Below are 16,006 nucleotides of genomic sequence, written 5' to 3'. Positions count from 1 at the left end.
CTTTTGATTAGCGGAGTAATTTGCTGCGAAGCGCCATCGCAATTGCGTGAGGCTTATTGACCGCGCCGAGCTTCTCGCGGGCGGAGACAATGTGTTTGGTCACGGTTGACCGCGAAATCCCGAGGATGACGGAAATCTCCCAGTCGGTCTTGCCCTCGGATGCCCACAGGAGGCAGTCGAACTCTCTTGGCGTAACCTTGCCAATGAGACGCTTTCGGCTCTCCTTGTAGTGCAGGAGATTGCCGACAGCGTAGTTTGCGACGAAGCTCAAGGCGGCGCGGCCTTCTGCACCAATGTCGGCATGGCACCCGCCGAATGAAACGGCAGCGACGCGCCCGTCAAGCATCGTCACGGGGACGACATATCCGACCCGGAGGCCAAATTCAGATGCCTCCCCTTGGATCAGCGCGACATCCTTTGGAAAATCGCAGGAGGTGTATGCCTCTTGCCAATCAAAAGGGTTTCGATCGTGCTGCAGCCGATGAACGATGGGATCGCGAAAGACGTAGCCTCGGTCGTTGTAGCGTCCAGCCCATTCCAAGGGAAACCGCTGGAACAGGATCCGCGACTTGATCTCCTCTGGTGACACGCGGGCAGAGGGTACTACCCCACCGAATAGCGTGCTGAACCCATAGTCGGACGCAATCTCCATCAAGCACTGCTCGACTTGGCCCGCTTCGGTCGAGCGTTCGACACGTTCAATGAACTGCCAGGTCTGGTCGCGTGCCTCGTTCAATTGCCATTGCCCTCTGCAGATAGAACTGAAATCTGCGTTGGTGGTGTTCGATCGATGCCATCTCGGCCCAACGCGCCGCGCCGCTGTCTGGTCATGGCGTCTGTCCGCTTGGACGGTGTCCCGAGACTTGCAGGTGTCGATCAGTTCTCGTTGTCCAGACGAGCAGCATCCTTCGCGGTAAGAGGCTGGAACGTGGGACGGTGCCGTTTGAAGCGTGACCGCACGGGTGAGCCGTGCATGACTAAGAACCGACTATCCCGACTCAGACTTTGACCCGTGTTAAAGAACGCCGTCCAAGAAGCGCCCGGCAACAAGGTCTGTGGCTTGGGGGCGCGCCACGCGCCGCGCACTGCCAGCGGTTCGCCGCCATATTGTCTGACGAGATGGCGCGCTTCGCGCTTCCGGCCTCTCGATAGTTGAAGCGCACTGGAACGCCCCCGATCCTGACGGGCCGAAGATCGCCTGTCGATCTGCGCAAGCGGGATCGGGCATGGCGCGTGTAGAACGCCATGCCCGATCGTCGTCCCATTGATGTCCGAAAAGCCCGGACGGAAATCGGTGTTCAGCGTCTTCTGGCTATTCCCGTGCCAGACTGATGCGGCCATCAAGCTCGTATCGAGCAGGCGGGAGCTTGCGGCCTCAGGCCGCCTCAGCCCTCTCTGGCACGGCCAGGCCGAGCCAGTCCTTGTAGAAGGTGTCGATGTCGGGCTCGAAGTCGCGGATCACCGGATACCAGGGCGTCGGCGCCTCGACGTCATGGAGCGTGCCGCATTCCGGGCAATAATATTCGCGCAGCACCTGCCAGGTCGAGGTCTGCGCCATCAGGCGCGGATAGATTTCCTCGAGCTTCTGCTGCGTATCGCGAACATGGACCTTCGCGAAGAGCTTCCAGTTCTGGCGCCAGTCGCAGAAATCATGCCCGCATTCGGAGCGGATTTTCCATTGCTTGTTGTCCTTGCGCTGCACGATGAAGAGCTTTGGTCCGAGCGGCAGCACGATCCTGTCGTCCCACGGCACGCGATCCTGCAGGATCTCCATGTAGGTGACGAAGCGCTCGGGATCCTTGAGGAACCAGGGTGAAGTCGTGGCGCGTCTCGACGATCGCGAGTTTGCCGCAACGTCGGCGTTGGAGCGTGGGTCGAAACGTCGCCGCCCAGGCCGAGCGAGGATGTTTGCCGGTTGCTTAGTGGGATCAGACTCCCGAATGGAGAATTGTGCAGATATCACGACACCCGCCAGAGCAATCACGTATGGCAGGAGCGCAGTTCCAGCGTGCGCCTCAAACCTTATCCGCCAATTGATGGAGTGGCTCAGCAGCGTTGCGTTGATCAGAACCGCTACCCAAGGTCATCGACGTCGCTAAATGACCGCTCGGCGCTGGAACAAGTCCCCTTGATGCAGACGACTGTGATTATCATGTGTGAGCTTGAGAAGCAGTTCGCACGATAGACAACAGTACCGTTGCTGTCCGACAGCGTTTCGACCTTCGCGGTCGGACAGCCGGCCTTAAGCAAGACAGACTGGAAGTCGCCATCTTTCGCGATCCCGTCGGTCGGGATTCCAATAGACACCGTAATGGCGAGGATAATAGCTCCAACGAATTGTCCCAGGGGCCGCCGGAAGTTCAGTACCTCAATCATCTCAGGAACGATTGGTTTCGAATTTCCGTGATCCTGAATCGGCCATCGATGCGCGTGACGATGCTCCCGAGCGGTTCGCAGGTTCTGATCGTCTTGTTCATCGCCCGATTTGCCACCTTTGAGACAGTGGCCACCTGATAAACTTGTGCTGCCGGTGAAGTAATCCATGATCTGCCCTTAATCCAGAGAGGTGCGGCGCGGCCGGAGTGCGTTGGCCATGACGCTGACAGATGACAGCGCCATGGCCATGGCCGGTCAGCTTCGTGATGCGAATGATTGCCTGCCGCACGCCCGGACCGCCGGGGGAGCCGCCACCTTGATCCGAACGGCGATGGCGAGAGGTCCGTCCGCTTTTCCGTCGATCGCTACGAAGATCGCCGTCGCACCCTGCACCCGTAGCCGCTCGACTTCGACGGCCAAGGCCGACAGCTCGACTTCCGCTTCCGCCATGATGCGATGACTGCCAGGGGCGAGCTTCCTGCCTTCGACCGACCCGCCGACGCCCTTGCCGACCGAACTGCCGAAATCCCGCGCTTCGCCGAACCGGTTGCCGCGTTCCTTTGGCGCATCCACGATCGCGGAGGCAAGTCGATGGTTTGTCGCCGAGGTCGGTTGTTCTCGGATACCCGTCGTGGAGGGCAGATGATTGGCATGTTGCTGCATGACACTCTCCCCATTCACGCGTCGTAACTGACGAACGACATCATGCCGGTCGCCATGTGGTAGAGATGGTGGCAGTGGAGCGGCCAGCGGCCGGGGTTGTCCGCGTCGAATGCCACGGTCACGCGCGCCATCGGCGGCAGCAGGACGGTGTCGCGCAGCGCGCCGCCAAACGTCTTGCCGTTGATGCCGACCACCTGGAATGCGTGCCCGTGCAGGTGCATCGGGTGGGCCATCATGGACATGTTCGCCAATGCGACCTCAACGCGCTCTCCCCGCTTGATCTGCAGCGCGTCGCCCCCTCCGATACCCCAGCTATAGTCCGCCATGTTGCCGGTGAGGGTGAGCGCGAAGCGGCGGTCGGCGGCGCGCTGCGCCAGCGGTTCGATTGCGCGCAGCCTCTGCTCGAGGTCGAGCCCGAGCACCGGTCCCTTGGCCTGTCCGAGCACGGGAATCTTGGCGATGGCTGCGCCGGCGGATGCGAGGATGATCCCCGCTCGTTCTGCGCTGCCCTCGCGAAGGGCGAGGATTGGGTACGAACCGCCCGCCATCGGCAGGGCCAGCCGGATATCCAGTCGCTGGCCCATGGAAATCGGGAAGGACCGGCCGGCGATCGGCTGGACCGCTTGACCGTCGACTGCGATCAGTTCCCCATCCAGCCTTCCAGTATCGATGGTGAAGGCGGTCGCCGTTGCGCCGTTGATGATGCGCAGGCGCACCCGGCCGCCCTTGTCGACCGTCACGACCTCAGGGTCACCCAGCGTGCGGTCATTGGCGAGATAGGCGTCATAGTCGATGTCGTTGAGGTCCATCGCCATGCCCGGCATGCCTTGCATCTGGCCCGTCGCGCCGGAGGCCGTCATGCCGGCCATGCCCTTCATCGCATCGCTCCGGCCCATCGCGCCGTGATCCATCGACATGCCGCCGGCGGCAGGGCTTCCTTTGAGCTTCGCGAGCAGTTCTTCCGCAGGCGTGAACGAAAAGTCGTGCAGCAGGATCACCACCTCCTGCTCGTCCCGCTGCCGGTCGGCGGCGGTCCGGACGATCAGCGGCGCCGCCAGCAGGTTCTGCTCCTGCAGCGTATGGGCGTGCATCCAGTGTGTGCCTCCGGCGCCGGCCGGGAACGTGTAGCGGCGAGTTTCGGAGGGTCCCAGGAGCGCGGCGGGATTGTCCGGCACGCCGTCCATCGGCCAAGGCGGTGTCAGGCCGTGCCAATGGATCAGCGTCGGCTCGCCGATCCGGTTGGAGAGGGCGACGTCGAAGCTGCTCCCGGCATCCAGCGTCAGGCCCGGCGTGCCATCGGGTTGGGCAAGCCCGAACACGCGCGCGGCCTTGCCATTGACCTCGATGGTCCGACTGACCACGCCAAGCGGGCGCGGCGTAGCGTTTGACGCGGGCGGCGGAGCATCGGGCACGGCCTGCGCCCAGGCGTTGATTGGATGGAAGGCGGCTGATGTGCCGAATGCGGCCGCTCCGGCCATCATCCGGTTCAGAAAGTGACGACGATTCATGGTGTGGGTCCTTGTTCCCTTGCCGGTAGCAGGCCGGCTGACTGATCATGCGAATGCGCATAGAGCGACCCGATGCCAGTGCAGCATCGGGTCAGGTCTGATCAGGCACGGGTTCGAGGAGGACCGAGGGTGGGTGGAAAAGCTAGGCCGCGGACGATCTCATCACGCTGTGCGTAACGCGCAGTGAGCACGATGCGCTGCGGGACTGTCGTACCCGGTGCAGCGAGCGCTACGACACAGGATGCGCAGGCACTGCTGCAACAGAGCGTATGGTCGACAGCGTGAGAATGACCTTGGAGCCCATCGCCGCTGATGGCAGCCTGAAACTCGCCGCTTACCATCATGGTTGCTTGCTCGTGGCGGACAAGGTCGTGACACGGCATAGCCTGCGCGCTGACGACAGGCGCAACCAGCAGCGCGATCGCGACCAGAAAGGCCAGCAACGCTCTCATCTGTCCTATCGTTTGCAACCTGACGCTCATGCCCGACCCCTGCCTCCTCAAGAAGGCACCCTCCGCACAATTCCACCTTGACCCACATCAATGGCCTCTCTGAGGCGTTCTCTCGTCACGAGAACTTGTCCCTTTGCGAGGCCCTTGGGCCGGGACAGCCGATCCGGCCTTGGCTCACGTCTCATTCGGCGGCGAGCCGGCCGGCGACGGACTTCGAGCTCGCGGAGTCGGACGCCGCAGCAGTCGACGACAGCCCCCACCCCTTGACCAGGCCATAGATGGCCGGGATCACGATCAGTGTCAGCAGGGTCGAGGAGACCATGCCGCCAATCATCGGGACGGCGATCCGCTGCATGATTTCCGAACCCGCTCCCGTGCTCCAAAGGATCGGGATCAGTCCGGCCATGATGGCGACCACGGTCATCATCTTGGGCCGCACGCGCTCGACGGCCCCTTCCATGATGGCATGCTGGAGATCGGCCCGCGTCAGACTTCGGCGCGCCGCCTCAGCGACCGCACGCTGTTCGCTCCAAGCGTGGTCGAGGTAGATCAGCATGATCACACCCGTTTCCGCGGCCACGCCGGCGAGCGCGATGAAGCCGACAGCGACCGCAACCGACATGTTGAAGCCGAGCCACCACATCAGCCAGAGGCCGCCGACCAGCGCGAACGGCAGCGACAACATCACGATCAGCGTCTCGGTAATCCGGCGGAAGTTCAGATAGAGCAGCAGGAAGATGATCAGCAGCGTGACCGGGACGACGATCTTCAGCCGGGCCTCCGCGCGCTCCAGATATTCGAACTGACCGCTCCACGAGACATAGGTCCCGGCCGGGAACGCGATCTGCGTCGCGACGGCGCGCTGCGCTTCGGCGACATATCCGCCGAGATCGCGGCCGGCGATGTCGACATAGATGTAGATGGCGAGCTGGCCGTTCTCCGTGCGGATCGAGGTCGCCCCGCGGGTGAGCTGCACCTTGGCGACCTCGCCGAGCGGCACGGTCCCGCCGTTCGGCAACGGCACCAGCACATTGCCGGCGATCGAGGACGGGTCGCTGCGGAAGTCGCGCGGATAGCGGATGTTGACGCTGTAGCGCTCGCGCCCCTCTACCGCTGTAGTGACCGCATCGCCGCCGAGCGCCGTTGCGATCACATCCTGCACGTCGCCGATCATGAGCCCGTAGCGCGCGAGTGAACTCCGATCCGGGATGATATCGAGATAATAGCCGCCGATCACCCGCTCGGCATAAGCGCTCGACGTGCCGGGAACCTTCTTGACCACGGTCTCGATCTGCCGCGCCGCGGTCTCCATCTGCGTCAGGTCCGTGCCGAATACCTTGATGCCGACGGGCGTGCGGATCCCTGTCGAGAGCATGTCGATACGGGCCCGGATCGGCATGGTCCAGGCATTGGAGACACCGGGGAACTGGAGCGCGGCGTCCATCTCGGCCTTCAGGCTGTCGATGGTGACGCCCGGCCGCCATTGATCCTTCGGCTTCAGGTTGATGATGGTCTCGAACATCTCGGTCGGCGCCGGATCGGTCGCCGTCAGTGCGCGTCCCGCCTTGCCGTAGACCGTTTCGACCTCGGGGAAGGACTTGATGATGCGGTCCTGGGTCTGGAGAAGCTCCGCGGCCTTGGTGACCGAGATGCCCGGCAATGTCGTGGGCATGTACATTAGCGTGCCCTCGTTCAGATTCGGCATGAACTCGGAGCCGAGCTGCGTGGCGGGCCACCAGGAGGCGCCGAGTGCCGCGAGCGCGACGAGGATCGTCAGCATCTTGGCCTTGAGCACGCCGCGAATGACCGGCCGGTAGATAAAGATCAGGAAGCGGTTGATCGGATTCTTGTGCTCCGGGACGATCCGCCCCCGGACGAAGATCACCATCAGCGCCGGCACCAGCGTCAACGAGAGCAGCGCGGCCGCCGCCATCGAGAAGGTCTTGGTGAAGGCGAGCGGCCCGAACAGGCGGCCCTCCTGCGATTCCAGCGTGAAGATCGGCAGGAACGAGACGGTGATGATCAAAAGGCTGAAAAACAGCGCCGGGCCGACTTCCCTGGCCGCTTCTATCAGAACCTCGACGCGGGGCTTGTCGGGCGGCGCCCGCTCAAGATGCTTGTGAGCGTTTTCGATCATCACGATGGCGGCGTCGATCATGGCGCCGACGGCGATGGCGATGCCGCCAAGGCTCATGATGTTGGAACCGAGGCCGAGCAGTTTCATCGCCACGAAGGCCATCAGCACGCCGACCGGCAACATCAGAATGGCAACCAGCGCGCTTCGGACATGCAGGAGGAACACGATCGACACCAGCGCGACGATGACGCTCTCCTCAATGAGCGTTCCCTTCAGTGTTTCGATGGCCGCGTCGATGAGTTGCGAGCGGTCATAGACCGGGACGATCTCCGTGCCCTTGGGCAGGCTCGGCATGATCTCCGCAAGGCGCGTCTTGACGTTGTCGATGACGTCGAGCGCGTTCGCCCCGAAGCGCTGCAGGACGATGCCGCTCGCGACCTCGCCTTCGCCGTTGAGCTCGGTGATGCCGCGCCGCTCGTCGGGGCCGAGCTCGACATAAGCGACGTCGCGCAGGAGGACAGGCGTGCCGCCGTCATTCTTGAGGACGATCTGCTCGAGATCGCCGACGCCCCTGAGGTAGCCGCGGCCGCGGACCATGAACTCGAACTCGGACAATTCGACGGATCTGCCGCCGGTGTCCATATTGCTCGCCCGGACGGCCTCGCGGATCTTCTGGAGCGGGATGCCGAAGGCGCGCAGGCGCTGCGGGTCGACCACGATATTGTACTGCTTGACGAAGCCGCCGACGCTGGCGACCTCGGCGACGCCTTCCGCCTTGGCGACCCCGTAGCGGATGGTCCAGTCCTGAAGCGAGCGCAGTTCGGCCAGCGTGCGCTCCTTGGCGATGACGGCATATTGGTAGACCCAGCCGACGCCCGTCGCATCCGGGCCGAGGCTGGGCGTCACGCCCTGCGGCAGGCGTTGCGCCGCGGCATTCAAGAATTCCAGGACACGACTGCGCGCCCAATAGGGATCGGTGCCGTCCTGGAAGATCACATAGACGAAGGAGACGCCGAAGAAGGAGAAGCCGCGCACGACTTTCGACTTCGGGACCGTCAGCATCGCCGTCGTCAGCGGATAGGTGACCTGGTCCTCGACGACCTGCGGCCCCTGGCCAGGATATTCGGTATAGACGATGACCTGCACGTCGGAGAGGTCGGGAATGGCGTCGAGCGGCGAGGTCCGAATGGCGTAGACGCCGGCCGAGACGGCGAAGACCGTACCGATCAGGACAAGCATCACATTGCGCGCCGACCAGGCGATGAGGCGACCGATCATTTGGGAACCCCGCCGTTGAGGCCACTCAGTGCCGCCTTGAGGTTGCTTTCGGCATCGATGAGGAAGTTCGCCGCGACGACGACCTTGTCGCCCGCCGTGACGCCGTCCCGGATCTCGACGTAGTCCGCGTCCCGGCGGCCGAGCTTGACCGGGCGAGGCTCGAAGCGGCCCTCGCCCTTGTCGATGATCACGACTTGGCGCATGCCGCTGTCGATCACGGCGCTCGCTGGCACGGTGACGACCGAGGCCGCGGCGCCGGTGGCGATGTCGGCATCGACATACATGTCGGGGCGCAGGATCCCGTCGGGATTGGCGAGTTCGACGCGCACGCGGGTGGTGCGCGTCTCCTTGTTGACCTGCGGATAGATCATCGCGACCTTGCCCGCGAACACCCGGTCGACGAAGCCGCGAGCGCGCACCGAGACGGGCTGCCCGAGCGCGATCATCGGCAGATCGCGCTCGGCGACATCGACCAGCGCCCAGACGATGGAGACATCCGCAAGCCGGAACAGGACGTCTCCGGGAGCGGCCTTCATGCCCTCGACGGCATTGCGCTCAAGCACGACACCGTCGCGCGGAGCAGTCCAGGTGACCAAGCGGGGAACCTTGCGCTGGCGTTCTATCTCGGCGATCGCGTCCGCCGGAACACCGAGGTTCTCAAGGCGCAGGCGCGCGCCGCCGGCGAGGGCGTCGCGCCCGGCGCCGTTGAGATCGGTCAGATAGAGCGCACCGGCGGCGGTGACCTCCGGCGAATAGAGGCGCAGGAGGGCCTGGCCTTTTTTCACCCGGTCGCCCGTCGTCACTTCGGACACGTTCTCCACGAAGGCGTCGGAGCGCACAGCGACGACGACGATCCGCCGTTCATCGAGCTGGATCGTTCCGGAGCCGCGGATGGGGACCGAAAGGACGCGCTGCTGCGCGGGCTCGGAGCGCACACCGGTGCGTTGCAGACGACCTGGACTGACCCTGACGGTGCTCCCGTCATCGTCCTCGCCCGCATAGACCGGGATGTAGTCCATCCCCATGGAATCTTTCTTCGGCACCGGCGAGGTGTCGGGCAGGCCCATCGGGTTGCGGTAATAGAGGACGCGCTTGGTTCCTGCCGCTCCCGAGACTGCGGACACGTCTTCCAGCGCATCCTCGAAGCTGACATCCTCGCTGGCATGGACCGGCCGAAAGGCACGCCCATCCGCCGTCTTGCGGGGCTCGGCGGCGTAGAACGGTCTGCCATCGGGGTCGCGATAATAGATCACTGGTCCCGACACCACCTGCGCGGCTCGGGCGGATGGAAGCGGAAACGCCCCGAGTTCCGGCAATCGGAGCTCATGGCGGCCGGCGTAGTATCCCCCGGCCCCCGCCGCCGTCAGGGCGGCGAGGGTGAGGACCACCGAAGCGATCCGGGGTCTCATGGGATGGCCTTGAGAACCAGCTTGCTCTCGACCGTATCGGCCTCGCCCTGCACCTTGGCGCCGAGCGAAAGCTGCCATCCGCCGGCCATGCTGAGATTGGCCTTGAACTGGTAGGTCCCCGGCTCCGCGCCGGGCATCGGCGTCACCTTGGTCGCCATCTCCTGCATGCCCTCGGGGGCCATATCGAGCCGAGTGGCAAAGATGACGGCGTCCGGCACGGGCTTGCCGATCTTCTTGTTGATCAGGCGGACCGCAATGAGGGCGTCGCCCTTCTTGATATCCGTCTGGACGAGCTGGAATTCGTAGTCGCTCGCGGCAGCGAAGGCGGACGTCAGAGGCATGGCCAATGACAGGCCGAGAAGCGCCGCGCCAAGGGCGCGCGCGGAATTGAACGTGGTCATGTGTCGTTCCTGGAGTCTCAGAATGTCAGATCCACCGGAAAGGCGGAGTGGCGCGCGGCAGCACATGGCTGCGCGCAAGACCGCCGGCAGCACCCAGGCTGCCCGACGATCCGCCGGCCCCAAAAAGCCGGCGCTGAGACCTAGATTCGCGGAGGTCGCATCAGCGGCGGAGGCGCCAGGCTGGCGAGCCGGGTGTCGGCCTTCAGGCCGAACAGTTTGCCCGCGTGCATCGGCAACGACCGCACGACGGCTGCCAGTGGTCCGCTTGAGAAGCACTTGGCAAAGCAGAGCGCCATCGACGGGCAGGTCGCCTTGCCGCAATCGGGTGTCTGTTGCTGCTGTTGGGAGGGGCAGCACGGCATGTCGTCGGACATCGCCGCATCCGACATGTCCATGTCCGACATCGCCATATCCGACGGCTCGACCATCGACACAGCCGCCATCATGCCGGCACCCGCAGGTGCAACGACGGGAGCAGCGACCATACCCACGATCGCCAGGATCGAGAGAAGTCGAAAGAGCCGGGACCGGATCATCGCATCCTAAATCTCACAATGGCTTGAGCGGCGAAAGAGCATTGCGTTCACGTTCTCGGCAGATACCGCAGCAATGACGGCCATCGTCAGGTCAAAGTCGCGTGGATAATTGTTTCGTCATCCTGAGCCGTCTAACACGTCGTACTCACGGCTTGGCGTTCAACAGCGGAAGCCTTGCAAGGAATTTTCGTGTGACTGCCGAGCACCAGCGTCGGAGCTTTTTCACATGACGCCAAAATGGTCCTTGCCATTCACGGCGTCACCTGTATTTTGCGATGCGATATGATGCACTCGCTTCGCTCATTCGTGATTCTTCTGACCGTGCTCGCCTTTTCGGTGACAAGCACGGGTTGGGGCATTGCGAGCAGCTTGATGGTATCGAGCGGCGGGAAAGGGCACCACGCGCCGATCGAAGCCAGCCATTCCAGCGGATCGCATGAGCACGGCGACAGCGACTTGGCCCAGAATTCCGCTTGTCTGGAAGCAGACGGCTCGGCCTGCGCTGCCAAGCATCAGCACGGCGATGAATCCAACTCCTGCTGTGCCATGGCCTGCCACACTGCAATTCCCGCCAGCGGATGCGCTATGGCGATCATCGCTTTTGTGCGGACCATCGATCATCCGTCGCTTGAGGCGGGTGTAAAGGGATCGTCCGCGACGCGCCTCGAGCGCCCGCCGAGATTCGCCGACGTCTGATCGTCGGCCGACTCCCTTCACGACCTCTGATCGCTGACGGACAAGATCCGTCTCCGTTTCCGTCTTCGGGTTTCTGCCGACGGCCTTCGCCGCTGCGTCTCCGCAGCCGCTGAAGATCGCTGTTCGATGCCGCGCGGCCATGCCGCTCAGGCCGACTGGGCCGATTCCGAGGATCTCCATGAAACCTGTCTTGATGACGGCCTTCGCCGTCGTTCTGTCCGCATGTTCCGGACCGCCCGCGATCGAGGTGGGGCCGAGCCCATCCGATGCGAGTTCGAGCGTGAAGCCCTTGCGCTACGCGCCCGTCACCGCGGGAACGGTTGATTACCGTCCGGTCGATCCGAAACCCTGGATCGAGCGCAATGAGCGCGTCGCTCCCAAGACGGGGGGCGAATGATGGCGCTCACAATCGATAGCCAGGCGAAGCCTCTTCCTGCGCCGCCTTGGAAGCGGCTTGTCGCGATCGGCGCCGTCGCCACGACACTGGGTGGCTGCGTAACCTTCACGCCGGACGGCGGCATGAGCCCGGTGTCGGCGGAGGTCTCGGCCGCGATCGGCAAGGACACCGTGAAGATCGCGTCCTCCGCCGAGGCGTCCGCGGTCCAGAGCCGCGTCAAGGCGCTCCTGGCCAAACCCCTGACCGCAGACGGCGCTGTCCAGCTTGCGCTCATCAACAATCGCGGTCTTCAGGCCGAGTACAATGCGCTCGGCATTTCCGAGGCCGCCTTCGTCGAGGCCAGCCTGCCGCCAAATCCGGTCATCGGGGTCGAGCGGCTTTCCACCGGTGCTTCGCTGGATATCGAACGTCGCGTGGTCGCCAACATCCTGGCGCTCCTGACACTTCCGGCCCGCAGCGACATCGCCAGGACGCAGTTCGAAGCCGCCCGGCAGAAGGCAATCGAGGCAACCTTCCGCACTGCGGCGGAGACCCGCCGCGCCTACTACCGCGCTGTGGCGTCGCGGCAGACCGCGTCCTTCCTCGAGCAGGCACGGGTCTCGGCTGATGCAGCCGCCGACCTCACGCGCAAGCTCGGAGAGACAGGCGCCGCGAAGAAGCTCGACCAGGCGCGAGCGAGTTCCTTCTACGCAGAGGTGTCCAACGAGCTTGCCCAGGCTCGATTGAAGGTCGGGACGGACCGCGAGGCCCTGACCCGCATCCTGGGCCTGTGGGGGCCCGACGTCGACTACAGATTGCCGGGTCAGCTCCCGGGCATGCCCCGCATCCAGACCGCACAGCAGGTCGAAGTCGATGCCATTCGAAAGCGCGTCGATCTCATCGCGGCGCGCCTCGAGCTCGATGCCATGGCCAAGACCCTCGGGCTGACCGAGGCGACGCGGTTCATCTCCATGCTCGATGGTGGCTGGCGCGGCAACTACGAGCGATCGACCGTGGACGGCGTACGGGAGAGCTCGTCGCCGCGCGGCTTCGAGCTCGAAATCCAGATCCCGATCTTCGACGGCGGCGAAGTCAACGTGCGCCGATCGCGGGAGACTTACATGCAGGCGGTCAACCGCCTGATGGAAAAAGCCGTGAACGTGCGCTCGGAAGCGCGCGCGGCCTATCTCACCTATCGCGGCAGCTACGACATCGCCCGCCAGTATCAGAACAGCATTCTGCCGCTACGCCGGACGATCAACGAGCAGGCCCTGCTCGAATACAACGGCATGCTGATCGACGTCTTCGAGCTTCTGACGACGGCGCGGGAAAGCATCGCCACCAACGTCGCGGCGATCTCCGCCAAGCGCGACTTCTTCATCGCCACCGTGGACTTCGAGACCGCGATCATCGGCGGAGGCAGTTCAGCCGGCTCGGCTGGCGAAGGCTCCGTCATGGCAGCGGCCGCCGAAGGCGGCGTGAACTGACCCGAGAAAGGAGACCATCATGACGATCTCACGTCGAAATTTCCTCGGCGCCTCCGGTGGCATGGCACTGATCAGCGCAAGCGCCGTCTCAGGCCGCGCCCAGGCGGCCGCGATCCCCGAAGCCGCCACCATGAAAGAGGCGGTCATGCAGCCACCGCTCGTTCCGACGAGCGGTCCGGACTACCAGCCCGTCGTCACGCTCAATGGCTGGACCCTGCCCTGGCGGATGAACGGCGACTGGAAGGAATTCCATCTCGTCGCCGAACCGGTCGTGCGCGAGTTCTCGCCGGGCATGGTCGGCCATCTGTGGGGCTATAACGGCCAGTCGCCCGGACCGACGATCGAGGCGGTCGAGGGCGACAAGGTCCGCATCTTCGTCACCAACAAGCTGCCGGAACACACCACCATCCACTGGCATGGCCAGTTACTGCCGAGCGGCATGGATGGGGTCGGTGGGCTGACCCAACCGCATATCAAGCCGGGCAAGACCTTCGTCTACGAGTTTCAGCTCCAGAAGAGCGGGACCTTCATGTACCACCCTCATGCCGACGAGATGGTCCAGATGGCCATGGGCATGATGGGCTTCTTCGTGGTGCATCCGAAGGATCCCGCATTTCGCCGCGTTGACCGGGACTTCGTGTTCCTGATGGCGGCCTACGACATCGATCCCGGCACCTATGTGCCGAAGGTCGCCGAGATGACCAACTTCAATATGTGGACCTGGAACAGCCGGGTCTTCCCCGGCATCGACCACATCGTTGCCGGCAAGGGCGATAAGGTCCGCATCCGGTTCGGCAATCTCACCATGACGAACCACCCCATCCACATGCACGGCTACGACTTCAAGGTGTCGTGCACTGATGGCGGCTGGGTTCCCGAGGGCGCTGCTTGGCCCGAGGTCACCATCGACTGCGCGGTCGGGCAGATGCGGGCCTTCGATTTCGTCGCCGACAAGCCCGGCGATTGGGCGATCCACTGCCACAAGTCGCATCACACCATGAACGCCATGGGCCACGACGTGCGCAACTTCATCGGCGTCGACAAGAAGGAGTTCGCCAAGAAGGTCCGCAAGCTCGTCCCCGACTACATGCCGATGGGCACGGCCGGCATGGCGGACATGGGCGAGATGGAGATGCCGCTGCCCGACAACACCCTGCCGATGATGACGGGCTTCGCCCAGTTCGGGGCGGTCGAGATGGGCGGCATGTTCTCGGTCGTCAAGGTGCGCGAGGGGCTCGCATCCGGCGATTACAAAGATCCGGGATGGTTCAAGCACCCGGAAGGTACGGTCGCCTTTGAGTGGAAGGGCGAACCGAAAAGAGCCGAACGCGAGCCTCCTGCCGCGTTCGACAAGTCGAGGACCGCCGAGTTCAACGTCGTGAAACCCGGCAAAAAATCCCCCCATGGCAATCATTGAGAAGGATTCCTACGTGCAACCACGATTCCTGATCGCCGCGCTTGCGGCCCTTACCCTGTCGACCGCAGCGCTGGCCGACGCTGGCCATTCCCATGGGGATGACCGCGCGTATGGCGAGCCTGGAGATCCCAAGAAAGCGGCGCGCACCATCCAGATCACCATGCGTGAATCGGACGGGAAGATGGTGTTCATCCCGAACAAGATCGACATCCGCAAGGGAGAGCAGGTCAAGTTCGCCATCCGTAACAATGGTGAGCTCGATCACGAGATCGTCGTCGGCACGCTCGACGAAAACCTCAAGCACATGGCCGAGATGATGAAGAACCCGGACATGGAGCATGACGATCCCAACGCCAAGCGCCTAGCACCGAAGAAGACCGGCGAAATTGTCTGGAAGTTCACCAAGGCCGGGGAGTTCGACTTCTCCTGCCTCATCCCCGGTCACCGGGAATCCGGCATGACCGGCACCATCATCGTCAAGTAGTTGCACTCAACAAAGGAGCATAATTATGCGTAAGCTTATAATGGCAGCGGCGATCTCCGCGTTTTCGACCGCTGCCTTGGCGCAGGCGGCTCCGGTCGATGGACAGATCACCAAGATCGACCAGGCCCAGGGCAAGGTCACGCTCAAGCATGGGCCGATCAAGAACCTCGACATGGACGGCATGACGATGGTGTTCGCCGTCGCCGACCCGGCCATGCTGAAAGCGGTCAAGGTCGGCGACAAGGTGAAGTTCGAGGCGGATCGGGTGAGCGGCCGTCTGACGGTCACCAAGATCGCCAAGGCGAACTAACATCTCGCTATCCCGGGGAGCGCTGCGGCGCTCCCCGTCCACTGGAGGACCACCCGATGAACATGGACCGCAGACGCGTGCTCCTGCTCGCAGGCGCGACGCTGCTCGCGCCAGCGGCTGCCAGTGCCGCCAGCCAACCTTTGGTCACGGTCTACAAGGACCCGTCCTGCAATTGCTGCGGCGCCTGGGCCGAGCACATTGCGAAGGCCGGCTTTTCCACGAAGATCGTCGAGGAGCCAAGGATTAACGCAATCAAAGTTCGCTTTGGGATTCCCTCGGCGCTCTGGTCCTGCCACACGGCCGAGGTCGAAAACTACCTTCTCGAAGGCCATGTTCCAGCCACGGCTTTGATCCGGCTCCTGGCTGCGCGTCCGTCCGTACGCGGCATCGCCGTTGCCGGCATGCCGGTGGGATCGCAAGGCATGGACGTCGCGGGGATGGAACCGGAGACCTACGACGTGATGGCTTTCGGTTCCGAAACGCCAAACCTGTTCATGCGCTTCCGTGGCGCCAGCCCGATTCCGAGCTGAGAGCAC

At 63.7% G+C, this 16,006-nt stretch carries 16 protein-coding genes; 7 read left to right on the top strand and 9 right to left on the bottom strand.

What is annotated here, in order from left to right:
• Positions 1 to 7 precede the first annotated feature (7 nt).
• From V5G24_RS25220 to V5G24_RS25180, 9 genes are all read right to left on the bottom strand, one after another.
• On the bottom strand, positions 8 to 736 hold the full coding sequence (locus V5G24_RS25220) for a helix-turn-helix transcriptional regulator (protein ID WP_298310043.1): 729 nt from the start codon (positions 734 to 736) through the stop codon (positions 8 to 10).
• 639 nt (positions 737 to 1,375) lie between these two features.
• Positions 1,376 to 1,963 (bottom strand): acetone carboxylase subunit gamma, encoded by a 588-nt coding sequence (locus V5G24_RS25215; protein ID WP_394085314.1) that lies wholly within the window; start codon positions 1,961 to 1,963, stop codon positions 1,376 to 1,378.
• A gap of 110 nt (positions 1,964 to 2,073) precedes the next feature.
• Entirely contained in the window at positions 2,074 to 2,544 is a 471-nt protein-coding gene (locus V5G24_RS25210) for a hypothetical protein (protein ID WP_298310047.1), read from the bottom strand.
• Between the two features lie 87 nt (positions 2,545 to 2,631).
• Entirely contained in the window at positions 2,632 to 3,039 is a 408-nt protein-coding gene (locus tag V5G24_RS25205; RefSeq protein WP_298310049.1) for a hypothetical protein, read from the bottom strand.
• Positions 3,040 to 3,053: 14 nt separating this feature from the next.
• Positions 3,054 to 4,547, bottom strand: a complete 1,494-nt coding sequence (locus tag V5G24_RS25200) for a multicopper oxidase family protein (protein ID WP_394085315.1) — start codon at positions 4,545 to 4,547, stop codon at positions 3,054 to 3,056.
• Between the two features lie 633 nt (positions 4,548 to 5,180).
• Entirely contained in the window at positions 5,181 to 8,354 is a 3,174-nt protein-coding gene (locus V5G24_RS25195) for an efflux RND transporter permease subunit (RefSeq protein ID WP_394015550.1), read from the bottom strand.
• On the bottom strand, positions 8,351 to 9,763 hold the full coding sequence (locus V5G24_RS25190; protein ID WP_298317529.1) for an efflux RND transporter periplasmic adaptor subunit: 1,413 nt from the start codon (positions 9,761 to 9,763) through the stop codon (positions 8,351 to 8,353). Before V5G24_RS25190 ends, V5G24_RS25195 begins: the two co-directional genes overlap by 4 nt.
• The gene (locus V5G24_RS25185; protein WP_298317531.1) at positions 9,760 to 10,164 is read right to left on the bottom strand and encodes a FixH family protein; all 405 of its coding nucleotides are present in this window, start codon (positions 10,162 to 10,164) and stop codon (positions 9,760 to 9,762) included. The genes V5G24_RS25190 and V5G24_RS25185 overlap by 4 nt, the downstream gene beginning before the upstream one ends.
• A gap of 140 nt (positions 10,165 to 10,304) precedes the next feature.
• Positions 10,305 to 10,700, bottom strand: a complete 396-nt coding sequence (locus V5G24_RS25180) for a hypothetical protein (RefSeq protein ID WP_298317534.1) — start codon at positions 10,698 to 10,700, stop codon at positions 10,305 to 10,307.
• A gap of 237 nt (positions 10,701 to 10,937) precedes the next feature.
• On the opposite strand from V5G24_RS25180, the gene V5G24_RS25175 reads away from it, so the two are divergent.
• The 7 genes from V5G24_RS25175 (at position 10,938) to V5G24_RS25145 (ending at position 16,000) form a co-directional block, all read left to right on the top strand.
• Entirely contained in the window at positions 10,938 to 11,396 is a 459-nt protein-coding gene (locus V5G24_RS25175; protein ID WP_394085316.1) for a hypothetical protein, read from the top strand.
• Between the two features lie 178 nt (positions 11,397 to 11,574).
• Positions 11,575 to 11,793, top strand: coding sequence for a hypothetical protein (locus V5G24_RS25170; protein ID WP_213375423.1), 219 nt, complete (start codon positions 11,575 to 11,577; stop codon positions 11,791 to 11,793).
• Positions 11,793 to 13,259, top strand: a complete 1,467-nt coding sequence (locus V5G24_RS25165) for a TolC family protein (RefSeq protein WP_213375421.1) — start codon at positions 11,793 to 11,795, stop codon at positions 13,257 to 13,259. Before V5G24_RS25170 ends, V5G24_RS25165 begins: the two co-directional genes overlap by 1 nt.
• A 19-nt stretch (positions 13,260 to 13,278) precedes the next feature.
• Entirely contained in the window at positions 13,279 to 14,676 is a 1,398-nt protein-coding gene (locus V5G24_RS25160) for a multicopper oxidase family protein (protein WP_394015552.1), read from the top strand.
• Positions 14,663 to 15,160 carry a cupredoxin domain-containing protein gene (locus V5G24_RS25155; RefSeq protein WP_394015553.1) on the top strand — a complete coding sequence of 166 codons (498 nt, stop codon included), beginning with the start codon at positions 14,663 to 14,665 and terminating at the stop codon, positions 15,158 to 15,160. The genes V5G24_RS25160 and V5G24_RS25155 overlap by 14 nt, the downstream gene beginning before the upstream one ends.
• 25 nt (positions 15,161 to 15,185) lie before the next feature.
• On the top strand, positions 15,186 to 15,470 hold the full coding sequence (locus tag V5G24_RS25150) for a copper-binding protein (RefSeq protein ID WP_213375418.1): 285 nt from the start codon (positions 15,186 to 15,188) through the stop codon (positions 15,468 to 15,470).
• 56 nt (positions 15,471 to 15,526) lie between these two features.
• On the top strand, positions 15,527 to 16,000 hold the full coding sequence (locus V5G24_RS25145; RefSeq protein WP_394085317.1) for a DUF411 domain-containing protein: 474 nt from the start codon (positions 15,527 to 15,529) through the stop codon (positions 15,998 to 16,000).
• Positions 16,001 to 16,006: the final 6 nt, after the last annotated feature.

The organism is Roseixanthobacter finlandensis (assembly GCF_043195105.2).
Taxonomy (GTDB): Bacteria; Pseudomonadota; Alphaproteobacteria; order Rhizobiales; family Xanthobacteraceae; genus NCEH01.
The sequence above is the reverse complement of the archived record's forward strand: the minus strand, read 5'-3'. Positions and strand labels throughout refer to the sequence as shown.